Consider the following 25,804-nt stretch of genomic DNA (forward strand, 5'->3'; position numbering starts at 1 on the left):
CTTTATAAATCACCAAAGAATACCTTTCCCTATGAGATAGGGTAAGGGCGCATAAAACAAATCAGGATGAGTATTGACTGATAATGCTCCACCAAGAATATAGCCATATCGCGTAAATATAGCCCAACTATATGCACCTAATAAGCATAAAAGTATTTTGGGACAATTGGGGTAGACTGCCTTAAACCACAAGAAAATTGTAAAAATTTGAGTAAAGTAGAAATAACGCTCGCCCAATACAGGTATTAAATGCAACAAGTTTGAAATAAAGAAAAAAAACAGAAGGAATGGATATAATCGTTTAGATGTATCATTGATTTCACTATCTTTATTCTTGAATCGTTTTATGATGTAAATTAACATTACGCCATACATAATTTTCCCAGCAAAAACGAAACTTGTCCCTACCCACCAGAAGCCAGATCTTCCAGAGCCTGCCAAATTAGAGTATGCTTCATCTGTATTATGATATGTTGACCAGCGATATAATGAAGGCGGCAAAAATTGAGACAAATCAACTTGCCGGAAAATGTCAGTGGTAAAGAACATAAGCGGCAATGTACATACCGCACACCATTGCAGTATGATTGATTTTTTAGGTATGAACAGATAAATCACAATTATGATGACGTATAGCCATAATGCCGAATGGATGAGTGGGGCAAACAATATAGGAAACAAGAGAAAAATATTGTTCCGATTACTGCATAGATAATGCAACGTACAAACAATGCATAGCCAAAAACCTGTCGTGAATCGTGGATTTTGAACAGTGAATATATCTCGCGGAAATATGAACAAAAAAAGAACAATAATACCCATCAATGTTCCAGCCTTGAACTTACTATCATCAGTAATAAGTTTGAGCGATTTTAATTGGAAATACGCTACTGGTATTGAACAAACAAGAAAATAGAAATGATAATTATTTGTAAATTGCTTAACAAACCATGTTACAATTATTTCATAAATTTCCTTGGGAGCTTCTCTGCTAAAAGTGAAATACGCACAAACCTGCCTAAGCATTTCGTCCGTTGTTATTTTCATGTTCAGAAAACGCTGATATATACCAATGAAATCATCGTATTTATTCGACAATGAAACAGGCGCCATATGCCAGCAAATGAGCAAACTAAAAAGGAAAAATATGGCATACGATTTCCGTTCATTGGCGTACTGTAAGGAATATAAGCAAGCCCCAAATGGCCAGACAATGAAAAAGAAGAGAAAGTAGGAGAATGGCCGATGCGAACTCCTGTCGTATTTAAGATAGTGCTCCCTCATATTGAAAATGTGTCAATTTTATTTTCAAGCAATTTTTACCTATCTATTGATGCCTGATCAATGCCTCCCACTGGTCAACGATGTTTACTGTTGAAAACTTTCGAACCTTTTTCCGCGCCCGCTGTGACAGTGCGGAGAAATCAAACTTCCCATCAATGCATTGCTGGATTTGTTGAGCCATTGCAGATGGTTTCTTGTCAACAATAAATCCGTTCTCTCCATCGTCTATTATATCATACACTGCCTCAAATGTGCCGTAAGATACCGGGACACATCCGAATTGCATGGCTTCCACCAATACTAACCCCCACCCCTCGTAGTTAGAAGTGAGGCAGAGGAACTTGGCTTTTGCGTAGTATTCTCCTACATTAGCCTTGTTTCCCTCAAATGAAATGCGTTCGACGGCCAATTCCCGGGCAAATGATTTCATTCGCTGTAAATCTGAACCGTCACCCACAACTATAGCTCTCCAGTCGGGATTTCGCTTTACCAACATCTGCCAAACGCGAACAAAGTCATAGACATTCTTGGATGAGTTCTCAATCCGGCCCATAAACAGCAGTACATTCTCTCGTTCAAATTGATCGATTGTGACAATGTCGGGGAATGTATTTGGATTGTTTATGGCTATGAGCTTTGAAGCGGGGACATTAGGCACAAATCGTTTCACTCGTTCCTGATACCGATACGAGAGCAGACAGTATTTGTCTGAAGTGTTAATCAATTGAGAGAATATATTTTTTGCACCCTTGATGTAATGATCTCGTACAAGATATGGAGCAATAATGCCCACATATTTAAAAATACAGCCTGCCAATGAATTTGTATTTGTCAACCCGCGAAGTATCAATCTCTCTTTTTTATAGGTTGCAAATGGCTGACTATGATACACTGATACCTTAAATATGGTACTTGGAAATGCACTTAATATGGGAATGACTTCATTACTGAACGACTGGTTAATTACTGCATCTATTTCAAGTTTTTCTGTCAAGACTCTGACTTGATGTGTTACATTTGACTTATCGGAGAGATAGTATTGTGTACAAAGGGAATCTACTCCTATGCTCGTATCTTGGTGTTTTGCCGTGGAGGTACATAAAAAAGAGACTTTGTGTCCACGCCGTACTAACTCCTTTGCCAAAGTATTCGTAACACGTTGTACCCCGCCATTATTCGCAATGATGGGGAAATCGAATATGAACATGATATTCATAGCTGTAACATTTTCTTGAGATAATCGATAGATGATGAACGCATCTGCAAAAGTTTGGGGAATACGATGTCGTAATCAATGGTTTGTTCCCATGCCTTTGTCTTTTTTGCTCGTTCGATGGAATCGAAATACCTGTTTTCTAAACCCAACTTTTTAAGCAAATCTGTCATGCGGACTTTTCGCTCCTGATTTATGTTGTTATTTATAATGATAAATTGTTTGCGAAATAGAAGGCTGAATGTGAGCCCGTGGAATGATGGAGTAATGACAAGTGACGCACGAGCAATGCTATTGACCCACTGTTCTACATCAGGCCGATTCCAGGCAATGGTGTTTGAGAGCAGGACTTTCTTGTTTATATTATTGGGACGTAATCCTAATTCGTGAGCCAGTTCTATCGAGAACTTTGCCAACTCGTTATTGGTAGAGAGCGGATAGTAGGCTAAAGTGCCATCTTCTGTAGCGTTCTGGCTGTTTACCCCAAAGTATTCATCAAAGAGCAAAGTCGGGTCAAGCACTTCGGCGGCATCGATGTTGAATACTTCTTTTAAAATTCTGATGCCTGAGGCTTCCCGGCAAGACACAGCAGAAAACCTGCATAACATTTGCTTTGCCATGGAAGTCAACGGTTCATTTGCTTGCCATTCGCTTATTCCAAAGCTTGATGCGTAGGATGCGCGCCTTATCTCACCCTTGCCAAATGCAAGGAAGAAAGCCTCGGCTTTGTCTGCGAGAATCTTATAGTTCCACACTTGGTCGCTGCCCACAAGGTATAAGTCCGCTTCTGGAGGATTGGCTTTTAATTCTTCGTAAGTATGGTAATGGCGTGTTTTATTAGGAAAGTATTTATTCCAAAATATTGAGAATTTGAAATGGGTCAATGTGCACGAAGAAATGTATCGAGCCAATCGCCCCTTAAAAGACTCATTAGGGTTTTCGTTTTCGCGAAAATCGATGATTGTCACATCATGTCCCAACTCTTCTAAGATGCGGCAAGTCGCATAGGCCTGCAACTCCGCACCATAGTTCCCTACGTGCCAAATAGTTAACAATGCAATTCTCATTTACTCAAAAGTTCAAGTTGGTTTTTCAAGTCTTTTTTTGCTTTACTTTGCAGAAGCATCCCGTATAGTTGCATTTCGATAGAAAGTTTTGAGTCATAATCGACCAATGGCCAGACTAAACGGTATAGCCCGTTTCTAAGAAAAAAAAACGCTAAATGGCGGCTTATCAGGCGACGAACGCCTTTGGAATTCCCAAAGTACAAATTGGGGTTTCTAGATGCTACTTTATCGATTTTGATTTCACTCATTGTCAGATCAGCTTTCTGAAGCAACTCATACATCCGCTCAGAATGAACTATTAGAGATGAAAGTCCATTACTATGCTGATGAGTGAAATCGGTATCTCCCCAAAAATCACCAATTGTACAATCGCTTTGTCGCTTAAAGCCGACGAAACGGCAGTTCAAACAGGAAGCCCGTTTGGTAATTTTAGTAGAGAAGCATTTTAGGACGATGTTTTGACAACCTAAATCTTTAACTGATCCATCGTTGCCATTTAGTTTCAACCTATAAGTGAAACCTGTACTTTTCCATCCATTGTCTTTGTCTCGAAACGAAATGATATCACTATATTTCCCTGAACTGGCAAGAGAAATCATCGGCAGCATGGAAGACAAACCACCGCAAATGGTATCTACTGTATAAAGGTTGTCGTATGGCTTATAATGCAGATACGCATATAAGGCTGCAATTTGGCATCCTAATCCTGAGAACAATACGGTTTTACCTTGCTTCAAGTCTTTCTTTACTTGATTGTACACACCAGCGGTGATGCTGTGCTGATATTTGGAGTTTTGCAAATTGTGTAGGTTTTCTAAATTATTTACCCTGATATGCTTAATCTCAAAACCATGGATGGCAGCACCATAAACTAATCCTCCAGACTGTAACACATAAGTTGCAAGTGCGGCGAAGACTCCGCCGGAAGCACTGGACTGACGTTGTTTTTCATCATTGTTCCATCCGGCAAATGCTTTTGCTATTTCGCTTTCTCCATACCGCTTTCCATTAAGACCGGGACAGCTTTTTCGACATGCGCCACAACCGGTACACCTATTGCTGTCGACAGACATGCGTAGAAAGCCATTCCTGTCAATAGTATAACTAATGGCAGCATGTGGGCATGTATCAAAACATGCCATACAAGCGGTACATTCACTTGATCTGGCAAAGCTAGCAATATTATTATGGTGAAATACAGTAGCCATATTTACTCGACAATATATTTATCGATAATATTATGATCGCTATTCCGCATGACTTTCCTCCTTAATGCGTGTAAAGGGGAAGTGCCATATGTATAATATGATTCGCATTGGCATTCGTGAGTTACAGCATTACGTGGACTCAACATGCATTGTTCGGGTGTTTTTACAGCTGGCATGATTAGTGCTTGCTCATCGAAAGTAATGTAATAATGGTCGAAGAAAATAGTATTGAAAAACATGTGTGTGTTAATAAATTTTACCGTAAATCAAATATGGTTAATTATAAGTTTATTATTTATTGTGATATTTATTTATCAAACTAAGAGCTTTTGAATATATAAATATACGTTCATGTGCTGTCATGCCTACATAAAATATCGATAGTGATGTTGTAAGAATGCATGTTGTTATGACAAATGACACGCGTTGTAATGATGGTTCCATGATATTAATCATAATGATCGGCAGGACAACTGATGCGCAGGCTACAATAATGACATGAATTACAACTTTACGCAGGTAACGAGCTATTGCTATGTTTGCCAAATGATTGGCAAACAACAATCGACACACCAAACACAGGATATTTAGCGATATGGAGACAACGTAAGTCACCCAAACAGGGAAACCGCAATACAACAGCAGCCATGACAAAGGCATATTAAGCAAAGTTATACCACCTACAACCAATTGGTAGTTCCTGATTTTGCCAGTAGCCAACAACACTATAATCAATGTCTGCGACAATGACATAGCCACTGCATCAATGAGTTGAAGCCGAGCGAAAGTTCCGGTATGGGGTGGTACGACTTTTAGCCACAATTGCAGCAAAGTATTCGTTTCCAATATAAGAGGTATCGTAATGAAGAGCAGTAAATAACCGGAAAATCTGGCTCCTTGTTCAACCAGGAAGTTCAAATGGTCTTTATCATCAGCTACATAAGTTTTTATTATCTGTGGCCTGAGGGCTGTTATAAAATTCTCGGAAAAACTGGCAACAGCTGTATTTACCTGGAGTGCGATACCTCGCGCGGCATTTATTGCAACTCCAGTGAAAACGTTTACAATTATATCTACACCTTGATTCTTCAAAATCCCCGCAGATGTTCCGATGAAATTCCAACCGGCAAAGCTAGCCATTTCCTTGAACAAGCCTTTGTCAAATGTGGGTCTTGCCATTTGAGTGGAGAATGTATTCCTGCAATACACATATTGCATGATCACATATATCAGTGTTACAGCCGACAACAAGAAACCATACATAATCAGCTTGTCTACCGGGTAGAGTTGCAAAACAAAAACTACAATCAGCTGTAATAAAGCCTCACCAATCCCAAAGTACGCATAAATCGACATCCGCTCATTTGATATGATGAGAGCATTAAATGGGACACTGAAAAGCCTTATTATAAAAATTGCGAGTGAAAATTGAAAGAGAATATTGACTGCCCCGATTCGATTACAGGGTATATTCATCTGTGTATTTAATAAATACGATCCGATTATTTCAGCACAGACAATTATCAATACTCCAATACAAAACAGTATAGACACAGATAGGCCGAACAGTTTTCGTACTTTTTCGATATCACCCTGGCCTAATGAAAAAGTAATAAATCGGGAAATCGCACCAGACATTGCATTTGATAAAATGGAGAATGATACGACAATACCTCCAACAACGCTGTATATCCCATAATCTTCTACGCCCAAAACTCGCAGAACGACTCTCGAAGTGTAAAGAGTAACGAACATTACCAACAACATTCTGGCATATAACATCAGAGTGTTTTTGGCCAGGCGACGGTTGCTTGAAGAGTGATTCTCCATAAACGATGTTCTGTTTATTTCTTGTTTTTAAAGCCTGTGTTCCTGATGATTCTGTTAGCCGTTGCTGACATTATTGGGAGAGATAATTGAAGGGATTTTTGACAGAGAATATTTTGTGCCAGAGACGGGCGACCGGGTACAGGAGGGGGCAGGGGAGGGAATTGAGGAGGAATGCTTGGCGGTTCTGTTTTGTGTTTCGCATGATGGCTTTTAATCCATTCGTGCTGGAGCCCCCCGTGCGCATAAAAACCATGGAGCGTTGCAGATGGCGTGTCCGGATTCCGAACCGTTCCGTGAAACGGAGCATGAGTTCGAAGTCTGCCGCGCTGCCGATGGCGGGAACGAAGGGGCCGAATTGTTCAAAACACTGCCGTTTACAGTAGAAAGTGGGGTGAGCCGGGCTCCAGCCTTTCTGGAACGAACCGGGAGTGTATTCTTTTCCTCTCCAGGATCGGACTACCTTTCGTTCTTTGTTGATGTAGTCCAGATCCCCGTGGATAGCATCTGCTTCTGGATTGGCACAGAAGGCTTGAGCAATATCTCGCAAGACGTGGTTGTCTTGATAGTAGTCATCGGCATTGAGGAATCCGATTACCTCTCCCGTGGCCATACGGATACCTTTGTTCATGGCATCGTAGATACCTTGATCCGGTTCTGATATCCATCGCATGCGTCCAGAAAATGCCTTTTCGCTACTGCGTATTATCTCGACAGTTTTGTCGTTACTATTCCCGTCGACAATAATGTACTCGTAGTCCTTGTTGCTCTGATTGAGGACGCTGTGTATGGTGTCGCCCAGAGTAGCCTCACTGTTATAGCAGACTGTGATAACGGTAATTTTCATCTGTTATCTATTTTCTAGTTTCAGTGTTGCAGGTGAGTAGGTTCGTTGCCGCGAATTCCTCGTGTTTCGGTGTCTTTGGGAAGAATGCAACGTTGAGCGGAGACAAGCGCGTTCTGGCACTGTTCGATGCCTTCGCGTTTGAACACTTTATAGAAGGTTCGAAAGAGGATGCAGACATCTGAGAACAGGGAGGCGTGAAGGATGTAATCCAAGTCGAAACAGACGCGTTGGCGAAATGTGAGGTTATTGCGTCCCTGAATTTGGGCGAGGCCGGTGATACCGGGGCGCATCATCATTCTTCTCTCTTGTGTGGAGGGTGCAAAATTGGACATTTGCTCCGGGATCCACGGTCTGGGGCCGACGAAGCTCATGTCGCCTTTGAGGACGTTGATGAGTTCGGGGAATTCGTCGAGCGAAGTTGATCGAAGAAATGCTCCCAGCTTGGTGGTGCGTTGTTCGTCGGGGAGAAGATTTCCATCGGAGTCACGTTCATCGGTCATCGTTTTGAACTTGATGATCTGGAAGGGTTTTCTGTGTTGTCCGATACGCGTTTGGCGGAAGAAGGGAGAGGCTCCGGTTTTAATTCTCAGGATGATGTAGATGGGGAGGATGAGGAAGGGGATGATGAAAATGAGGCTTGTACACGCGACGATGAAGTCGAGGGGCCGTTTAATATATCTGGCGTAAAAGGTGATATGTTTCCGTTTGTGTTGATGAGGCAGGTGTTGGGGAGTAGTGCTTCCTGAAGGAATGGAGAGGTCGGAAGCGTGTCTGGTGGGCATGGCTTTTGTTATGAGGAAGTTTGTACGGAAAGGTTCCTGTCATTGGAGTGGAATCATGCTCTGCTCCGTACGTGTTCGGGGCGGTGGGCATCGGTTCCGATCCAGTTGCAGAGACCTTTTTTCCGCAGTGTTCGGGCCAATTTCTGGATATGCCGTCCTCGCATTCCGATGAGGGATGAGAGGTTGATCTGGAACTCGACTTCGTTTTGATGGAGAAGTTCCAGGGCTTCCAGGTCGAGTATGGAGCCGTATCGTTCCGGGTGTGCCAGGACGGGGATGTAGCCCTGAGCCTGAACGAGGAAGATCATTTCTTCCCAGTTGCCGGGGAGTGAGATACGAGAAAATTCAATCAGCAGACGCTTGCCATCGTAGGTGAGTAGTTTTTCCGAGTTGTCCTTGAGCCGGGGCAGGAAGCTTTCGTCGAGCATGTATTCGGCTGCCAGCCGGAGGTCGAAGCCGTTGAGGTCGAGTGTTGCCAAGGCCTCGTTGTACCTCTTGCGGAGATTGCTGGCAGTGTTGTCGGGCAGCTCGGCCATGACGTGCGGAGTACACCAGGCTCCCCGGAGACCGATTCGGCGCATGGCGTTGATGATGGCCTGGCTGTCTTCCGGGCTTTGTGCTCCATCGTCTATTCCCCAAAGGATGTGACTGTGCCTGTCCATGCCGTCGGGAAACAGCACGGACAGGTCAGCCGGATTCCTATGAAAGAAGGGTAATCGCATCGATGGACGGAGGATGGGAGGGAGCAGTAATGAAAAGGACTTATTTGTCTTTTGTGGAATAGCCGTATCCGTAGCCGTAGTAGTGGTAGCGAGCGCGTTTGAAATCGACGTCGTTTAAGACGAAGGCTGCGCCGGGGAGTTTCCCTTCATCGGCCAGTTTCTGGATGGAGGGGACGAAGCGTTTGTCGATTTTATTGCTTCGGATCACATACAGGGTGACGTCGGCAAATCGTGCGATGATAGAGGAATCTGCCAGAATACCGAAGGGGGCTCCGTCGATCACGATGCGGTCATAGATGGATTGCCAGTGATGGATCAGATTAGCCAAGTGGGCTTGGTCGAGCAGAGGGACGGGATTGGGGGGCAGGGGACCGATAGGAAGAACGTCCACGCGGGCGGATTCCTCTTCCAGAGTGACAAATGGAGATTTGCCGTCTTCAAGCTCTAACGAGGTGTTGAGCAAGAGATTGGATAACCCCGGCTTCCTTCGCAGATTGAGCCTTTTGGTGAGTGTACCCTTGCGGAGGTCGCCGTCGATGAGAAGCACTCTTTTACCTGTTTTGCCAAAGGAAACCGCCAGATTGGACGAGGTGAATGTTTTGCCCTCCCCGCTCATTGTCGATGTGATCAGGATGAGCATGGAGGAGTTTTTCTTGTTGGGTACCATGAGCTCCAGATTGTTTCGTAGAATATGGAAGCTCTCGACTATGAAGGAGCGGTCATTGCGCAGAATGAGGGTGTTCTCTTTTTTCTCTCGCTTGGTGAGAGGGGGGAATTCGGAGACGACTGGGATGGTAGTGAGCCCCAGGAGGTCCTGTTTCGTCGTCACCTTGGTGTCTAAAGCGGCGGCTCCTAAAAGGGCGAAGATGCATAGTGCGGCACCACCGCATGCTCCGGCCGCAACAAAGAGTTTGGTTTTCGGTGCGACGGGGATGTCTTTACCGAAAGCTGCTTCGAGGATGCGGGCGTTGGGTTCCGTGGTAGCGAGGGAAAGCGCGTTTTCTTCACGCTTGCCCAGAAGCATGATGTAGAGCTCTTCTTTCACCTTTTGTTCCCGGAGCATGGGAACGAGTGCTTTTTCGTGGGAGGCGGTTGCAACGAGTTTCTTACTGAGTTCGTTTTTCTTGTTGTTTACTTCTTCAAGTTGCAGGGTAAGGGCTCTATGATGGTTATTGATGGAACGGTTCAGTGCGTTGATCATGGAATCCATATCTTTGACCAGGGATGAGACAAGAGGGTTTTTAGAGCCTGCGCTGGCAACGAGTCTCTGATATTTCAGGAAGGCTTCATTGTATTGCTCGATCTGGTGTGTGATGGCGGGGTCATTGATGCCATGACTGGCGGAGAACATTTGCCTCTTGGAATTTTTGGCGGATGCCAGGATGTTTTGAAGGGATTCGACTTGTTTGATTTGCGTATCGATATCGAAAGCATTTTTATCCAGATCCTGGACTTTAAGATAATTGGTTCCGAGTTCTGTCGTCATATCGAGAACCAGTTCATTATTCTTTTTGAAATCGAGAATGCGCTTATCGACTGTGCCAAGCTCTCCCCCGAGTTTTTTGAGGCGTTCGAGGATAAATGCTTCCGCTTTGCGGGAAGCAAGGAGCTTTTCTTCAATTGACTGATCGTTATATTCCTTGATCAATGAATTAAGAATATCGGCTGACTTCTTTGCATTTGAAGTGGTGATTTGAAGTTCAATGAGGCTCGTCTCTTTGGCATCTGGGCGGGTGATGTTGAGCTTTCCGAGAATTTGATCTGTAGTTTCCCGCTGGGATAAACGACGGACGATGATGGGGGTTTGATAGTAATCGGCGTTGAAATAGGATGTCGGGCGTACGACGAGTTGTCCAAAGGGCAGGCTTCCAACAGTGTTGAATGTCCCTTCGAAAGAGACTGGGACATCATTGGTGTCGTTGTAGGTCAAGGTGTAAGTGGTTTCGTCCCTGGGCGTAATCGTGAGTGTGAGTTGGCGTTGTTCGTCAATTTGAGGGAAGTCGACTGCTATCGGGGACTCATCGTAGAGGTCGATTTGCCTGATATCGTGGGTGCGCCAGTAGCTGACATTGAGTTTGAGGGACTCGACGACATTATTCATGAGTTCCGTCGATTTCACGACGTAGCTTTCGTTGGCAATGTTGACGTTACCCGACCCAATCCCCAATTCCGTTAGAACCATGTCTGATGCCGAAGCATTTTTTTGATTGTCGTCCCGCAACATGATGCGGGCTGTTTTCTGGAAGGAGTAACCCTGTTTGGCTGCCACATAGAAAGCGGCAGATGCCCCAACGAGAGAGGAGAGAAGTATCCAGAACCAATATCGGCGTATGATGCCAATGATTGACTCAATCGAAAAAACGTCGGATTCATCTTGTTGGGGAAGAATGTCGAGGGGCATGGTGAAGGGGTAGATAGCTATGAATGAGACACGACATTTGAGATCAGAGGGAGTGCGGTTAGACGCTCAAAGCAATGATAGCGATGACGATACCAAGACCTGAGAGCCCCCATCCGTACCACTGGGCAGCGTCACTTCGCGTGTTGACCTTTCGTTCCGAGGGAGAGACGTAGATGGTGTCGTTCTGCTGGATATAATAGTAGGGAGAGTTGAAAAGGTCCTTGCTGCGAAGGTCGATGTTGGCGATCTGGCGCTGACCGTTCGTTTCTCGGATGAGCGTGACGTCGCGGTTACCGTCGATATTCAGGTCGCCGGCACGGGAAATGGCTTCGAGGATCGTCACCCGCTGGCCTTCGATGGAATAGGTGCCGGGTTTGTTGACTTCGCCAATGACAGAGAACTTGAAATTCATGATCTGCACGTTGACGGAAGCGTCCTTAATGTAATCATTGGAACGAAGTTTTCCCGCGATATCTTTGGCGAGTGTCGTGCAGGACTTTCCGGCAGCTTTCATGGTACCAATCACGGGCAGGACGATATTGCCGTTGGCGTCGACGAGGTAACCTTTCGGTTTGTTGGTATTGTTGGAACTCGTTGTCGCGTTGCCCATTTCCGCCATGATGAATGGGGCTGTGAGTTCCGGCTGCTTGCTGCTGACGGAGATGTAGAGCTGGTCGTCCTTTTGGATGAGGGTTTCGTAGTTCTTTCTGATCGTTTCCCGGGTATTGTCCTGGGCATCCTGTAAATAGAGAACTTCTTTGGGATTGACGCAGGAGTTCAGGAGAGCAGTGCAGGCGATTAAAGCAAAAAGGTGGGCTGTGTGTTTCATGTGGATAGGTTGAGTGTAAGAATGGTTATTGATAAAATTGGTGATGAATGATGAAGTTTGGAGTTGTCAGAAATCTGTAATGTTACATCAATGTTAAATTTTCCCCATATAATGTCCTGATGAGAGTGGGATAGGTATGGTTGATTATTGTTTTGCCTCGAAAAGAAAATCGCTGGAAAGTCCAAATCCAGGTGATTGAATACGGGATTTTTGAAAAGTTATAATTATTTGAAAATAAATAAATTATAGTATTTTTTAATGCCATGGGTTCTTGAAGAGACCTTGGATGTATGCATCCGTTGCGCGTATTAAAGCGGATTGTAAATCCGTTAAAATAACTCATTTTTTTATTATTTTAAACGTTTGTATGGTTTTTGAATTTCCGTAATTTGCTTATAATGAGTCCAATATGGAAAATTGGTTATATTGGGGCTGGATGAAGCCAAGAATTTGGGAATCCGGTGGGGAATAGACGCAAAAAGCCCCGCCGGGGCGATACCTCGGCGGGGCTTGGTGAATGGTGTTCCCGGCGGGTTTCCGGGTGGGAACAATAAAGTGATGTAGAAGGGCCGTCAGGCGTTGTTCGTACGGCGGACGGCGTCGGCTTCGACATCCTTCCAAAGGGCATCCAGAGTAACTTGGACGGCGTTCATGGAGGAAGGAACGTCTTCTCCGGGGTTACCTTTGCCGAAGAAGTAATACTTGATTTTCGGTTCTGTGCCGGACGGACGGACGGCAAAGGAGTACCCTCCTTCGAGATCCATGAAAATCATGTCGGACGGGGGGATGGGGTCGCCTTCTTCATCGTACATGTCTCCCTTGGTGAAGTCGCGGACGGCGACGACTTTCATGCCGTGGACTTCGGTCATAGGGGAGGAAACGTAGGATTTGGCTAGGGCGGCTATTTTGGCAGCACCGTCCGCGCCTTCCATGACGAGAGACTTGCCCATTTCGAGATGGACGCCGTATTCGGAGAAGAGTTCATCGAGGAGTTCCGGGATGGTCTTGCCGATGGAGGCTGCATAGGCGGCGAGTTCGGCAAAGAGGAGGGCGGCGGCGTTGGCATCCTTGTCTCGGACGAAATCCTGAGCAAGGTACCCGTAACTTTCTTCTCCTCCGAAGACGAAGAAGCGGCTGTATTCGAGGCGGAGGGCTCGTGTAGCTTCTTCCGTCATTGTCCTGTAGTTACTGCGTTTGGCAGCAGGGATGGCTTCTTCGTATTTGCCGAGCTTCTGAGCGATATATTTGAACCCGGTGAGGACATTGACGACTTCAATGCCGTAGCGATGTCCGATTGCATCCTGGAGCTGGGACGTGACGAAGGTTTTGATCATGACGGCATGGGACCGGGTGGCATCGTTGATCCACCCGAGTTCCGTCATGGTCTTGCAGCGGTACCAGGCAAGGAGGGACCCGACCTGGTTGCCGGTGAGGAGGCGCATGTTGCCGGAAGCTTCCCGGACAGCTACACCCATGCGGTCACAATCGGGGTCGGTGGCAATGACGATGTCTGCACCAGAGGCATTGGCTTGATCAATAGCGAGAGTAAGGGCTTCGGAATTTTCCGGGTTAGGTGATTTAACCGTGGGGAAACGTCCGTCCTGGATATCCTGGGAGGCAACCGTTGCAACATCGCATCCGATCTCGCGGAGGAGGGGAACGATGATATGTCCGCCAGTGCCGTGGAGGTTGGTATAAACGACTTTAGCTCCGCCGTTGGAGAAGAGGCCGGGTTGGAGGGTGATGGACTTGAGGCGGTCCATATAGATGCGGTCGAACTTGGCTCCGAGTTCGGAGAGTGTTCCCCGGAGGTCGGCGGGGAGAGGTTCGTAGGCTTCGGAAGCGAGGCGATTGACTTCATCAATGACACCTTTGTCGTGCGGAGGGACGAGTTGGGCTCCGTCGTCGAAGTAGGCTTTGAACCCGTTGTCGTGAGCGGGGTTGTGGCTGGCGGTGAGGACGATGCCGGTGTCGGCGTTGAGTTCGCGGATGGCGAATGAAATTTCCGGTGTAGCGCGCGGAGCATCGAAGAGGTAGGCGTCGCACCCGAGATCGGTGGCGATTTTAGCGCAGTATTCGGCGAAGTCCCGTGAGAAATGGCGGGTGTCGTGTCCGATGACGATTCGCGGTTTACGGTCGGTGCCTTGCGATGCGACATGCCGCTTGACGTAGATGATGAGGCCTTGCATGGCTCTGCCGACATTGAAATAGTTCATGCAGGCGGTGCCGATGCAGGGAAATTCCGGTCGACCGTTGGGGCCGCCTGCTCCTTGTTCGGCAGAGGTGACAATGGATCCGATGGTTCGTCCTCGAAGGCCGCCCGTACCGAAAGCGAGCGTTTTATAGAATCTGTCGTTGAGTTCGTTCCATTCGCCATGTTCGGCAAGTTCGGCGATGGCTGCTGCGGCGATGGGGCTGGTGGTTCCGGAGAGGAGGAGATTAATGTTGGTGCGGGAGGCGGGCAAGAGTTGCCCTGTCGCAACGGCGTCCTGAAGCAAAGTATCCAGCTGTTTCATGGTAGGATCAGATTAGCGCATTTTTTTTGACTGGCAATCATGCAATGCGTGTATGCCGTCTGCCTGTGTTGGTTCATTGCAGAGAGGCGGTGGGGGAACACGCATTCTTGTCTTGTCTGTCTTGTCCGTTTGAGGCGATAATGAACAGGTATGGCAAATGGTGAGATCGGGAAAACGGTGGTGCTTGTGGCGCATGGATCCGGCATGGCTGCATATGATGCGCTGTGGCGGGAACGTGTACTGAAACATTTGGGAGAGGAATTTCCGAGGGTGCGTTTTCATATGGGGGTTTTGAATGGGGAACTTGAGGCGTGGGAGGCTTTTCCCAAGGATGTGAGGGGAGGATGGGCAGTGATGCCTCTCGTGCTGTCGGATGGTGTGGTAACGCGGGTGCAGTTGCCTTCAGCCTTGTCCGAGTATGGAAGAAGGCTAGGTTGTGTGCCGGATGTGGAAATGCTGCCCCTGCCGGGTGTCCGGACAGAACTGGATGGAGCGGTTCGCCGCGTTTTGGAAGGATGGCGGGAGCGCGGAGGTGCCGAATGCGGGAGGAAAGGGGTGCTGGTTATCCAGCACGGAAGCATGCGCCATCCGGTGAGGAGCGGTGAGGCGATGGCTCGGCGATGGGCCGGAGTGTATCCGGAATACGGAGGATTTTATGCGGGGTATCTGAGCCAGGAACCGGGGATGGATGCCGTGCTGGCGGAAATACCGGAGAAGGAAGTGGTGGTGGTGAATTGGTTTTTGAATTGCGGCAATCATGTGATAGAGGGAATTCCTTCCATGCTGGGATTGAAGGATGTGGAAGTTTGCGGGAAAGACGTGTTCGGGTGGCGCAATGCCGGGGATAAACGTATTTTTTATACAACACCGGTAGGGGAATCCCCCGAATTTATGAAAGCGGTGACCGGGGTGGTGAGGGATTGGCTGGCTGGGAGCGGAGGGAAAGTGTAATTTTTTTGCTCTTGAATGCGTTTGTTTCTTGAGCGGAGGTAGATGATGTTTTAGTGGTATGGGGTATGAAGTTGAAGTCTCTCTTGATCGGTTCTGTGATGGCGGCTGTTGTGTTGCCTTTGGTTTCGGTGTCCCAGGAACCCTCCGGCGGTGATGTCCTGCAGGAGGCCAGGAAACTGGCTGAGTTCAACCCGGTACGGAAGTGGACAAGTGCGGATGGAAAACGCAGTTTTACGGGAAAGATTACGTCGGTGGTTGCCAATCAGGTAACGATTGCTCCTCAGGTTCCGGGAGCCCCGGAAGGGGAGTTCGGAGAGGGGAAATCCTTTGCCGCCGGATTTTTGTCGCCGGCAGACCGGAAGTGGGTGAAGGAAAACCGTGATTTGGTGGGAGTGAGTGATGAGCAGAAAGCCGAGGTAATGACGAAGGCCCTGATGCCGGCTCTGGAGGCGAAGGATGATGCCCTTCTGGATCTGTTGCTGAAGAATGGCGCTCAAGTGTCGGGGCGTGACGCGGATCGTGTTTCCACATACCAGATGCTGATGAACAAGGGAAAGAAGGATCTGGCCGAGAAGGTTGCATCGCTATTGCCGAAGACTCCGGGGTATCCGGCGGGATCTCTGAGCGCTGCGTTGAAAGGAGTGTTGGAGAAGCAGAAGGATTTGAAGAAGATTATTGCGAAAGCGGGGTATAATGCAGTGAGGATTGAGAACAAGAATGGTCAATCCCAACTGACGGCGAAGAGTGGTGCTTTTACGCCGGAGATGCTGAAGGAGTATGGCGATGGTGCTCTTCTGGTGTCGGACTTGATGCAAGAGGCTGTTGGTCGCCTCATTGATGCAGAGCCCGGGGAATTGGCGAATTTGTGGAAGACGAATAAGATAGCCCAGTTTTATCCCTGGCCGCAGGAGATTGTGTTTGCCGGTGAGAATCCTCCGGAAATCATAGCGATGATTCGCAGTACGGCTTGGTATTCTCCAGAGCAGGATGCGGCGCTGGCGGAGATCGGCGACGGGTTGGTGAAGGAATGGAAGACTTTGATGGATGATGCTGCCAAACTGGGAGACAAGGCTCCGTCCGAGGAAGACGTGAAGAGAATGCGAAAGATGGTGGAAAAGGTGGAGGCCGATGCAACGAAACTGGCTTTGGCGGCTAAAATCCTGCCCCTGTACAAGGGGGAAGAGAAATGGAAGAAGACGGCCACGGCGCTGGAAGCGGCAACTAAGGCCGTGTCCCAGCCGCGCAGCGAAGATGCAGATGCGTTCTTTCTCCAGAATCAGCCGGATGTTCGTAAAATGGACGATCACCTCCGTTCTTTGCCCCTTTCCCGCTGAACCGGAACGGGGGATTGTCTGGATGAAAACGTTTTTCTTCCTTGATTCAGGGAAGAATATCCGTCAGTTTGTTGCGCAATGAGGGTTGACGTCCGACATGGTCTGTTTTGCGTTTTGGCGTTCGTTTTGGCAATGCTGTTTGTTTCGTGTTCGAACCAGCAGGTGGAGGCTCCTGAGAGTTTGCCGGAGTATCATTATGTGCAGGGGAAGACGGCGGCGTTGCGCAACGGGCGTGCCATTCCCCCGCCTAATGTTCCCCCTCAGGTGAAGAGGGCAATTTATGCGGCGAATTCGATTGTGGGGAAGCCGTATCGAATGGGAGGCGGGCATAAGCGACATTATGATTCTTCCTATGATTGTTCCGGAACGGTATCGTTTGTCTTGCGGGAGGCTGGGTTGATGACGTCGATTCGGCATTCGAAGTTGTTTTTGAATTATGGAAGCCGAGGTCCCGGCAAGTGGATTTCCATCTATGCCAAGAACGGACATGTGTTCATGGTAATCTGCGGAGTTCGTTTTGATACGTCGGGACGTGGCAGAAAGGGGCCTGCGTGGAGGACCGAACCGCGGAATACGAAGAATTTCGTGGTTCGCCATCCGACGATGTTGTGACGTGGCTCGCGTTCCCCGCAGGAATGCGCAGTTCCCGAATGAGGCGGAATTGTCACTCGGGATCCATACTGTTGTGTGGTATGTTATCAGCCGAATGTGATGGAACGGCTGGCTGCACTGAATTACCGGTATTATGCGAGAGACGTGTGCAAGCTGTTGCTGGGAACCGTATTGCAGACGGCTGCCTATGCGTTTGTGATGGTGCCCTTGCGGGTAGTGAATGGCGGAGTGACGAGTTTTTCTCTAGTATTGCACGGGGTAACGGGACTGGATGTCGTGGTCTTGGCCAATATCTTGCTGATGTTTCTGGTGGTGTTGGCGTGGCTGGGTCTTGGGAGGGAATGTATGGTGAAATCCCTGCTGGGTTGCGTGTTCTACGCGTGGAGCTTTTCTTTATTTCTGGCGATGGAGTGGTCATTGGATTGGCCATTGCCTCTGGGGGTGGTATTGGCTGCCGTGAGTGTGGGAACGGGATATTATTTGTGTATGGATGCGCGAGGAAGTTCCATGGGGTTCGACGTGGTGGCTCTGATTTTGAACCGGAAAAATCCCCGGGTACGTATCGCCGTTGCGATGCGCACCATCAATGTTGCTGTGATCCTGGCGGGATTTGCTGTGTTTGGCCTGGAATCGGTTGCAGCAGGAATTATATTCACCATGATTCAGACCTGGGTACTGGGTTTGTGGATCAAGCTCCGTCCGCCAAGTCTGAGGGACTAAATGACACAAGCCGCCCCCAGTGAATGTGGAGGCGGCTTGAATGAAGGCTGGCGGGTTTTGCAAAGCCGGGGTTATGCCCAGGCTGCAGCAGCGTTACGGAGACGGAGGAGGGATTCCTGTCTGCCGAGAAGCTGGAAGATGTCCGAGAGATCGGGGCCGCCGTGAACGCCTGTCAGGGCAACGCGAGCGGGGAACATGATGGCTCCTGGTTTTTTATAGCCCTGGGCTTTGGCGGTGGATTTGAGGATATCGACGATTTCGTGACCGTCCCATTGGGAGAGGCCCTCCAAGGTATCGGCAAGGACTGCCATGAGAGCTCCGGCGCCGGGCTGGAGTTTGGCGAGTGTTTCTTCGTCCATGACGAGATTGAAGAAGAAAGAAATGAATGCCGGAACGTCCAAGAGGGTTTTAACCTTATGCTGGACAGTGGCGATGGCGGGCTTGAGGATGGGGGAATCTTGCGGAAGCCCGGCTTCGATGCAGAAGGGGAGAGCCCGGGCGACAAAGTCTTCCGAAGTGAGGGAGGAGATATGCTGCTGGTTGACCCAGGTGCATTTGGTGATGTCGAATTTGGCGGCGGAGCGGTTGATGGCTTCGAGGGAGAAGCGGTCAATGAGCTGGGCGGGTGAGAAGATTTCCGTGTCGTCCTTGGGGGACCACCCGAGGAGGGCGAGGAAGTTGACGACGGACTCCGGGAGGAAACCGAGTGCGGGGTAGGCTCCGAGGGCGGCTCCGGTGTCGCGTTTGGACATTTTGGAACCGTCGGGGTTGAGGATAAGCGGAATATGACCGTAGGCCGGAGGAGTGACGCCCAAGGCTTCGAAAATCTGGATGTGCTTGGGCGTATTCATGATATGGTCCTCTCCGCGGATGACGTGGGTCATGCGCATTTCAATGTCGTCGACGACATTGACGAAGTGAAAGACATAGCTGCCGTCGGAGCGCTTGATGACCATGTCGGGGGTATTGGATGCATCCCGGTAGTCGATGGAGATGGAACCGCAGATGATATCGTTGAAGGTGACGGGCTTGGTGCGGTCGAAACGGAATCGCCAGGCACCGTCGCTTTCGTAAACGCGTCCGGCGTCGACGAGCTTCTGGAAGTAGGCGTCGTAGATATGATTGCGCTGGCTTTGGAAGTAGGGACCGCAGTCTCCTCCGACCATGGGGCCTTCGTCCCAGTCCATGCCGAGCCAGCGGAGGCCGTCGAATATGGCCTGGGTAGCTTCCTCGGAGTCGCGTTCCTTGTCGGTGTCTTCGATACGGAGGATGAAAGTACCTTTCATCTTGCGGGCGAAGAGCCAGTTGAAGAGGGCTGTGCGTGCGCCGCCGATATGGAGGTAACCGGTGGGAGAGGGTGCGAAACGGGTGCGGACCTTGTCGTTCATGGAAGATGAGGTTAGACGTGCATGGCGCGAGGTCAAGCACTAGAAGTGCGGGAAATGTGAAAATCGGGGTTGATGAGGTATGGATGACGTGGTTTGGCGAGCTTGCCGCTTGCCAAGAGGCGCGAGAATGGATTGACTGTCTCGACGTGTTTTTTCTAAAACATATATTTCATCTTCGCGAACGGATGCAGATTACCGGGGCGGACGAGGAAAAGCCTTTCCTCGACCACTTGGAGGATCTGAGGACGATGATTTTGCGGATGGCGATATGCCTGGTGATTACAACGGTGGTGAGTTTTGAGTTTGCTACGGATTTGATGGATATTATCCGCAAACCGGCTGATGAGGTTTGGACGACATATGAGAATGCTCATTTGCCGGCTGGGATCACGACTGAAGAATGGGGGGAGGCAAAGACCCTTGCGTATGTACTGCCGGGCTTGCCGGAGAAGGCTCGTCTGGCTATTGAGAAGAAGGTTTCTGGAGAGAAATGGAAGCTGGCGGAGAGTGCTTTGCTGTTGCGTGCTGCGAGACAGTTGCCGGAGGCTGAGAGGGAGGCTTTTTTCAAGGAAGCTTCTTCGAATGAGGGCATTGCTCGCTTGTCCATGGAATTGGAGAGGACGGGGGCGGTGATTACGGAAGGTACCGGGCGCGGGGCTTTGAAGTTGATGGGGGCCTTCCAACCGGGCGAGCCGTTCATGCTTTCCATCAAGCTGGCATTTTACGCGGGACTGGTGATTTCGTTCCCGTTCCTGATGTATTTTCTGCTCCAATTTATTGTGCCAGGACTGCTGGAGAATGAACGAAAACTCTTGTATAAGAGCCTGTTTATCGGATTCGGACTGTTTTTAACGGGTGTCGGATTCTGCTACTGGGTTGTGCTTCCTCGCGTACTGACGTTTTTCTATATGTATTCGTTGGATTTCGGGATCGCGAACGAGTGGCGTATCGGATATTATATTTCATTTGCGACGCAGTTGGTGCTGATGTTCGGCATCGGGTTTGAACTGCCGGTGGTCGTGATGCCATTCGTGAAGATGGGGCTCCTGAGCTACGAGTTGATGAAGTCCACGAGGCGCTATGCGATTGTAGCAATTACTGTCTTGGCGGCTTTTATTACGCCGACTCCCGATATTCCGACGATGATGTTGATGGCCGTGCCGATGTATGTTCTGTATGAGGTGTGTATTCTACTGGCCTGGAGGGAGTCGCGCCGGAGGGCGAAGGAGGATGCCGAGGCGTATGCCCGGATGGAGCATGATTACGGGATTAAGGATTAAGATTCCAGTTCAGCGGTTGGCAATTCCCTTGTGCCTGTGATTAGCGTTGACGTGGAGGATGGTGTGGTGGGCTTGATGATGCACACGCATGTTGCCTCCGATTTGTCGGTGTTGTCTCCAGATAATAAAAAAGGAGTCCGGTTGGAAACCGGACTCCTGAATGAATGGTTGAAGGATAGGGTGGGAGATTAGTCGTCCAGCAGGGCGTATTCCCGCAGGTTTTCCTTGTTGACGGGGGACTTTTTGATTTCTTCGAGTTTGTTGTGGAGGTGTTTGACGATGTCGGGATGCTTGGAGGCAAGGTTGTTGAGTTCCTTGGGATCCTTTTCCAGGTCGATGAGGAGGCCGCCTTCGGGGGCACGTGACATTTTGGCTCCGAGACCGTTAATCCCATCGCGGATGGGGGTGCCGGCGGGGAGGTATTTCCATTTGCCGGAGCGGATACCGACCATCTTGGCAGAGGAGTTGACGATGTGATAGTCGCGACCTTTGGTGTCTTTTCCTTCCAGCGCCAGGAGGTGATTTTCACTGTCGGGGAAGGGTGATTTGGCTTTGGGATCAAGGAGGGCAAGCAGAGTGGCGCCGAGGTCCATCTGGTTGATGAGAGCCTTGCTTTCCATGCCGGGCTTGACGACTCCGGGCCAGCGGACGATGAAGGGGACGCGGGAACCTCCCTCAAGGATACTGTATTTGCCGGCACGGAAGGGGCCGGAAGGACTGTGCCCCACATTGTCTTTAACGGCGTTGTCGGCATAACCGTCATCAAGGACGGGGCCATTATCGCTGGTGAAGATGACGAGGGTATCGTTGGAGAGGCCGCATTCGTCAAGAGTCTTCATGAGGCGTCCGACGCAGTCGTCGAGCTGGACGGTGACGTCTCCGCGGACCCCGCACTTGCTTTTACCGACGAATCGTTTGTCGGGGGTACGTGGAACGTGTATATCGTGCGTGGCAAAGTAGACGAAGAAAGGCTGTTTGGCCTGGGCATTGCGTTTGATGAATTGGATGGCTTCATTGGTGATAAAGTCGGCGTTTTTTTCGTCGTCCCAGAGGGCGGCTTTCCCGCCTTTCATGAAGCCGATGCGTCCGATGCCGTTGATGATGGCATTGTTGTGGCCATGGCTCCACATGAGTTTCAGGAGGTCTTTATTGTCTTTCCCATTGGGGAGGCCGGGGAAGTTATGCTTGTAGGAAACTTCTATGGGATCGTTGGGGTCGAGGTTTTCGACTTTGTCGTTACGGAGGATGACGCATGGGACACGGTCTCCGGTGGCGGCGAAGATGCAGCTTTCATCGAAACCGATGTCGTTGGGACCAGGGGAGATGGAATGGTTCCAGTCGATTTTCCCTTTACCGAGGCCAAGGTGCCACTTGCCGAAGACGGCTGTTTTGTAACCGTACTTCTGCATAATTTTGGGGAGAGTCGGCTGGTCGGTATCAATGATCATGGCTGCATCCCCGGGGAGGATTCCGGTTCCTTCCTTTCGCCAGGGATACTGGCCTGTGAGGAAGGCGTACCGCGACGGGGTACAGACGGAGGTGGTGGAGTAGGCGTCGGTGAACTTGATTCCTTGCTTGCAGAGTTTGTCGATGGCTGGCGTCGGAATTTTTTGGGGGTCTGCGCCGTAGCATCCGACATCACCGTACCCGAGATCATCGGCAAAGATGACGACGACAGCTTTGGGAAGCTTGGGGGTTTTGCTTATTTCTGTTCCGGCTTGGGCGAATGCTGGTATGGCTGCAGTAGCCAGAAGCAAACCGGAGAAGAGGAGGGAATTGCTTTTATTCATATTGTTATTAAATACTTGTGGTGGAAGATGAATCTTTCATGGATTGCCAGATGTATCGCCTGAAGATGACTTTGAGGGCTGCCGTGAGTGGAACGGCAAGAAGGGCTCCTAAAATGCCTCCTAGAACGAGTGTCCAGAAGAGGACGGAGAACATGACTGTCAGAGGGTGGAGGCCGACGGAATTACCTACGATTTTGGGCTGGATGACCCAGCCGTCGAATTGGTTGACGGCAGTGAAGATGCCGATGACCAGAAGGATATGCTGCCAGTCATGCCAGACGAACCATGCAATGAGAGCAGCGGGAACGACGGTGATGATGGTGCCGAGGTAAGGAATGATGCCGAGGATGGCGACGGCTGCTCCGATGGTAAAGGCGTAGGGCAGCCCGATGAAGTAGAGGATGACCGCGGTGAGGGCGCCATCAATGAGGCTGACGAGCATTTGGCCTCGGAGGAAGGAGATGATATAGCCGTTGATTTCCTGGACGGTGGAGACGACTTCTTCCTTGAATCGGGACTCTTTGATGGGGAGAACATCGTGCCAGTGTTCCTTGATGGAACTGCTTTCCGTGAGGAAGTAGAAAAGGAAGATGGGAGTCATGACGAGTCCGATCGCGATGCCGATCCAGCCGAAGACAGCTTCGCTGCCGGAGGTGAGCCAGGAGGTTATCTTGGTGAAGAATCGGGAAGCGTTGAGATCCATGCAAATGGTAAGTTGCTGCTGAGGCGTGGTGGCAGAACGCATTTGCTGAAGTTCTTCCGGGGAGTAGGCGTCGGAGTCCATATCCCGCAGGCTTTTGCGGTAGAATTTGTCGATGGCGCCGGCGACCATGGGTTTTTCCATGGCAGTGAAGACGGCATTGGAGGCGGATTGCCAGATTTGAGCCCGGTTGTCGACGAGTTCATTCGTTTGGTGGACGAGCGGGGGAACGATCCCCAGGAGGAAAATGACGATAGCGAGTGCACAGGCGCCCATTACTCCGGAAACGGCAAGGGGACGGGAAATTTTTCGTCGGACCAGCCAGTTGACAAGGGGCTCAAGAAGATAGGCGATGACTGCCGCAACGATGACGGGCAGGAGTACGGGTTCAAGGAAGCCGAGGACATGGGAGATGAGCAGGATGGCTCCGACGGCAAGTGCCAGAATAACGGCAAGGGAGACACCGGTGAGAGCGTTCCAGCATGTTTGCTTACGGAAGTCGTTCGGGGTGGGGGGAGGAGTCATTGTCGGAAGGAGGCTGTTGATCGGGAACTGTTTTGTTGACGGAATCAATGAATTCGTGAATGGCCTGGAGGCGTTCGTAGTCTTCGGGGGTGACAGCTTCGGGAGTGGGATGGTAGTCTCCCGGTTCGGGGCGAGGGGGGACAGTCCATTCGACGGTGATGAGCTTGTTTTTGCGTTGGACGGTGACGGTGGCTTCGGCTCCTTCCTGCATGGTGATGTAGTCGAGGACGGAGTAGTCAAGATGTTTGCGTCCGTTCATGGAGACGAGTATGTCTCCGGTGCGGAGTCCGGCATTCCAGGCCGGAGACCATTCCGCGACGAATGCCTTGCAGGGCGGATTGCCATTTTTATCGGGGATGAAGGTGGCTCCGACGAGGTTGAACGAGGACCGGATGTACTGGGATGTTCTCGGGGAACTGAAATAAAGAGTGTTGCCCGGGCCGTCAAGCCAGGCTTCCCGGCGGTAAAAGGCTTCGATCCCGAGCATGATGTCGATGTCCTTGTCGGTGTTCATGACTCCTTTGTCGGCGAAGCTTTCGCAGGCGACGACATTACGTAGTTCCAGATCTCCGATTTTGTACGAGGAGATCAAGGTCGATTCATAGGCATAGTAACCTCCGGCTGCGGGGGAGAAGCCGCTGTACACGGAGACGGGGGCATCGGGATAGTCCAGTTTGAAGGCTTTCCAGTCTTTGCGGGCGATGTAAATGGCGTAGGGAGCTCCAGTGTCGATGATGATGGTCCGCCCTTTGGGATCCCTGATTTGTGCATAGTCGGACTTGGGAACGAGCTTGAGATGGTCCCAGCGTTTGACGCGGGCGGGAAGAGTCTCGCTGAATTGATGGTGTCCTTTCGGAATATCGAGGTTCCAGACGTATTTGTTGATTGTCGCCCAGCCGAGGAGGCCGTCGTAGGGAGCTGTTTTGACGATGGAAACATCAACGGTTTCCGCGAGGTGGGGACCACGTTCGGTGAGGGAAACGGAGACATTGGCAGATTGCATGGTACCCTTCCCGCGGATTCTTTTTCCGAGTTCGGTGACGGCTGGTGAGAAGAGGATGGCTTCTTGCGTTGCCCCTGTATCGACGCCCATTTTCAGAGGGGTGTCTTCATACCAGGCGATGGCCATCGGAGTACCGTCAACAGGGTTGATGGCATCAATGGGAGGGGCTCCCGGAGGGACCGGAACATGCTGAGAACATGAGATGCAGAGCATTGCACCCAAAACTGCTGGGAAAAGCCGAATCATGGAATCAACGGACATTAGCAAATGGCTCACGGCTATGCAAGGATCTGGATGGGGCTTTTTGTTTTTATGTGCATCCGGGGATGACGCGGCCGGATGGAGCGGGGCGGAGGTATGCTCTTGCGGAGGGGCGGATTTGCCATTATGGTCGTTCTTGTTTGTTGAGTATGAATTCCTCTCCGTTTGACCAAGCCATTATGCAGATTGTCCATCGGGATCCCCGGTATGCGCCGGAGGCTTACCATTTTCTACGCGAAGCATTGGATTTCACGCTGGAACGTGTGATCCGCGCAGAGGGAGGGCTGGGCCGCCATGTGAAGGGAAGGGAATTGCTGGAAGGCATCCGCGATTATGCGTTGCAGGAGTATGGCCCGATGGCGTACACGGTGCTGGAACAGTGGAATATCAAGGCGGGAATTGATATTGGTCGCATTGTTTTTAATTTGATAGACGCCGAGATATTCAGCAAGGAGGATTCCGATTCCATTGATGATTTCGATGGCGTGATGAACTTGAAGAATGCCTTGGAGCAACCGTATCGACCTACACCGTAATTTTCTGG

The 25,804-nt window shown here is 49.7% G+C and carries 21 protein-coding genes; 6 read left to right on the top strand and 15 right to left on the bottom strand.

Annotation, left to right across the window (positions count from 1 at the left end; genetic code table 11):
• Positions 1 to 9 precede the first annotated feature (9 nt).
• The 11 genes from QET93_RS04915 to QET93_RS04965 form a co-directional block, all read right to left on the bottom strand.
• A complete protein-coding gene (locus QET93_RS04915) occupies positions 10 to 1,047 on the bottom strand; it encodes an EpsG family protein (RefSeq protein ID WP_280132771.1) in 1,038 nt (345 codons plus the stop codon).
• A 280-nt stretch (positions 1,048 to 1,327) separates the two neighbouring features.
• Complete coding sequence (locus QET93_RS04920) at positions 1,328 to 2,500, bottom strand: glycosyltransferase (RefSeq protein WP_280132772.1); 1,173 nt, start codon at positions 2,498 to 2,500, stop codon at positions 1,328 to 1,330.
• Positions 2,497 to 3,564 carry a polysaccharide pyruvyl transferase family protein gene (locus QET93_RS04925; RefSeq protein WP_280132773.1) on the bottom strand — a complete coding sequence of 356 codons (1,068 nt, stop codon included), beginning with the start codon at positions 3,562 to 3,564 and terminating at the stop codon, positions 2,497 to 2,499. The genes QET93_RS04920 and QET93_RS04925 overlap by 4 nt, the downstream gene beginning before the upstream one ends.
• Entirely contained in the window at positions 3,561 to 4,772 is a 1,212-nt protein-coding gene (locus QET93_RS04930; RefSeq protein WP_280132774.1) for a Coenzyme F420 hydrogenase/dehydrogenase, beta subunit C-terminal domain, read from the bottom strand. The genes QET93_RS04925 and QET93_RS04930 overlap by 4 nt, the downstream gene beginning before the upstream one ends.
• 291 nt (positions 4,773 to 5,063) lie before the next feature.
• Positions 5,064 to 6,602 (bottom strand): hypothetical protein, encoded by a 1,539-nt coding sequence (locus QET93_RS04935; RefSeq protein ID WP_280132775.1) that lies wholly within the window; start codon positions 6,600 to 6,602, stop codon positions 5,064 to 5,066.
• A 70-nt stretch (positions 6,603 to 6,672) separates the two neighbouring features.
• Complete coding sequence (locus QET93_RS04940) at positions 6,673 to 7,446, bottom strand: glycosyltransferase family 2 protein (RefSeq protein ID WP_280132776.1); 774 nt, start codon at positions 7,444 to 7,446, stop codon at positions 6,673 to 6,675.
• A 20-nt stretch (positions 7,447 to 7,466) separates the two neighbouring features.
• Positions 7,467 to 8,228, bottom strand: coding sequence for a sugar transferase (locus tag QET93_RS04945; protein WP_280132777.1), 762 nt, complete (start codon positions 8,226 to 8,228; stop codon positions 7,467 to 7,469).
• Between the two features lie 53 nt (positions 8,229 to 8,281).
• Positions 8,282 to 8,890 carry a CpsB/CapC family capsule biosynthesis tyrosine phosphatase gene (locus QET93_RS04950; RefSeq protein WP_280132778.1) on the bottom strand — a complete coding sequence of 203 codons (609 nt, stop codon included), beginning with the start codon at positions 8,888 to 8,890 and terminating at the stop codon, positions 8,282 to 8,284.
• Positions 8,891 to 8,990: 100 nt separating this feature from the next.
• On the bottom strand, positions 8,991 to 11,351 hold the full coding sequence (locus tag QET93_RS04955) for a polysaccharide biosynthesis tyrosine autokinase (RefSeq protein WP_280132779.1): 2,361 nt from the start codon (positions 11,349 to 11,351) through the stop codon (positions 8,991 to 8,993).
• Between the two features lie 58 nt (positions 11,352 to 11,409).
• Positions 11,410 to 12,180, bottom strand: a complete 771-nt coding sequence (locus tag QET93_RS04960; protein ID WP_280132780.1) for a polysaccharide biosynthesis/export family protein — start codon at positions 12,178 to 12,180, stop codon at positions 11,410 to 11,412.
• 572 nt (positions 12,181 to 12,752) lie between these two features.
• On the bottom strand, positions 12,753 to 14,696 hold the full coding sequence (locus QET93_RS04965) for a phospho-sugar mutase (RefSeq protein ID WP_280132781.1): 1,944 nt from the start codon (positions 14,694 to 14,696) through the stop codon (positions 12,753 to 12,755).
• 150 nt (positions 14,697 to 14,846) lie between these two features.
• Here QET93_RS04965 and QET93_RS04970 point away from each other — a divergent pair, with 150 nt between their 5' ends.
• The 4 genes from QET93_RS04970 (at position 14,847) to QET93_RS04985 (ending at position 18,313) form a co-directional block, all read left to right on the top strand.
• Positions 14,847 to 15,647 carry a CbiX/SirB N-terminal domain-containing protein gene (locus QET93_RS04970; RefSeq protein WP_280132782.1) on the top strand — a complete coding sequence of 267 codons (801 nt, stop codon included), beginning with the start codon at positions 14,847 to 14,849 and terminating at the stop codon, positions 15,645 to 15,647.
• A gap of 65 nt (positions 15,648 to 15,712) precedes the next feature.
• Complete coding sequence (locus QET93_RS04975; protein WP_280132783.1) at positions 15,713 to 16,981, top strand: hypothetical protein; 1,269 nt, start codon at positions 15,713 to 15,715, stop codon at positions 16,979 to 16,981.
• A gap of 132 nt (positions 16,982 to 17,113) precedes the next feature.
• Positions 17,114 to 17,593, top strand: a complete 480-nt coding sequence (locus QET93_RS04980; protein ID WP_280132784.1) for a peptidoglycan endopeptidase — start codon at positions 17,114 to 17,116, stop codon at positions 17,591 to 17,593.
• A gap of 75 nt (positions 17,594 to 17,668) precedes the next feature.
• Entirely contained in the window at positions 17,669 to 18,313 is a 645-nt protein-coding gene (locus tag QET93_RS04985) for a YitT family protein (RefSeq protein WP_280132785.1), read from the top strand.
• Positions 18,314 to 18,384: 71 nt separating this feature from the next.
• Here QET93_RS04985 and QET93_RS04990 read toward each other — a convergent pair whose 3' ends face one another.
• A complete protein-coding gene (locus QET93_RS04990) occupies positions 18,385 to 19,701 on the bottom strand; it encodes a glutamate--tRNA ligase family protein (protein WP_280132786.1) in 1,317 nt (438 codons plus the stop codon).
• Between the two features lie 56 nt (positions 19,702 to 19,757).
• Between QET93_RS04990 and tatC the strand changes: the two genes are divergently transcribed.
• Entirely contained in the window at positions 19,758 to 20,981 is a 1,224-nt protein-coding gene (gene tatC / locus QET93_RS04995; protein ID WP_280132787.1) for a twin-arginine translocase subunit TatC, read from the top strand.
• Between the two features lie 188 nt (positions 20,982 to 21,169).
• On the opposite strand, the gene QET93_RS05000 is transcribed toward tatC, so the two are convergent.
• From QET93_RS05000 to QET93_RS05010, 3 genes are read right to left on the bottom strand one after another with little or no spacing between them, the layout of a single operon-like run.
• Positions 21,170 to 22,771, bottom strand: a complete 1,602-nt coding sequence (locus tag QET93_RS05000) for an arylsulfatase (protein ID WP_280132789.1) — start codon at positions 22,769 to 22,771, stop codon at positions 21,170 to 21,172.
• 7 nt (positions 22,772 to 22,778) lie between these two features.
• Positions 22,779 to 23,996 (bottom strand): AI-2E family transporter, encoded by a 1,218-nt coding sequence (locus QET93_RS05005; RefSeq protein WP_280132790.1) that lies wholly within the window; start codon positions 23,994 to 23,996, stop codon positions 22,779 to 22,781.
• Complete coding sequence (locus tag QET93_RS05010) at positions 23,962 to 25,212, bottom strand: PDZ domain-containing protein (RefSeq protein ID WP_280126820.1); 1,251 nt, start codon at positions 25,210 to 25,212, stop codon at positions 23,962 to 23,964. Before QET93_RS05010 ends, QET93_RS05005 begins: the two co-directional genes overlap by 35 nt.
• Positions 25,213 to 25,409: 197 nt before the next feature.
• On the opposite strand from QET93_RS05010, the gene QET93_RS05015 reads away from it, so the two are divergent.
• Complete coding sequence (locus QET93_RS05015) at positions 25,410 to 25,796, top strand: Minf_1886 family protein (protein ID WP_280126821.1); 387 nt, start codon at positions 25,410 to 25,412, stop codon at positions 25,794 to 25,796.
• Positions 25,797 to 25,804 lie beyond the last annotated feature (8 nt).

This window comes from Akkermansia sp. N21116 (genome assembly GCF_029854705.2).
Taxonomy (GTDB): domain Bacteria; phylum Verrucomicrobiota; class Verrucomicrobiia; order Verrucomicrobiales; family Akkermansiaceae; genus Akkermansia.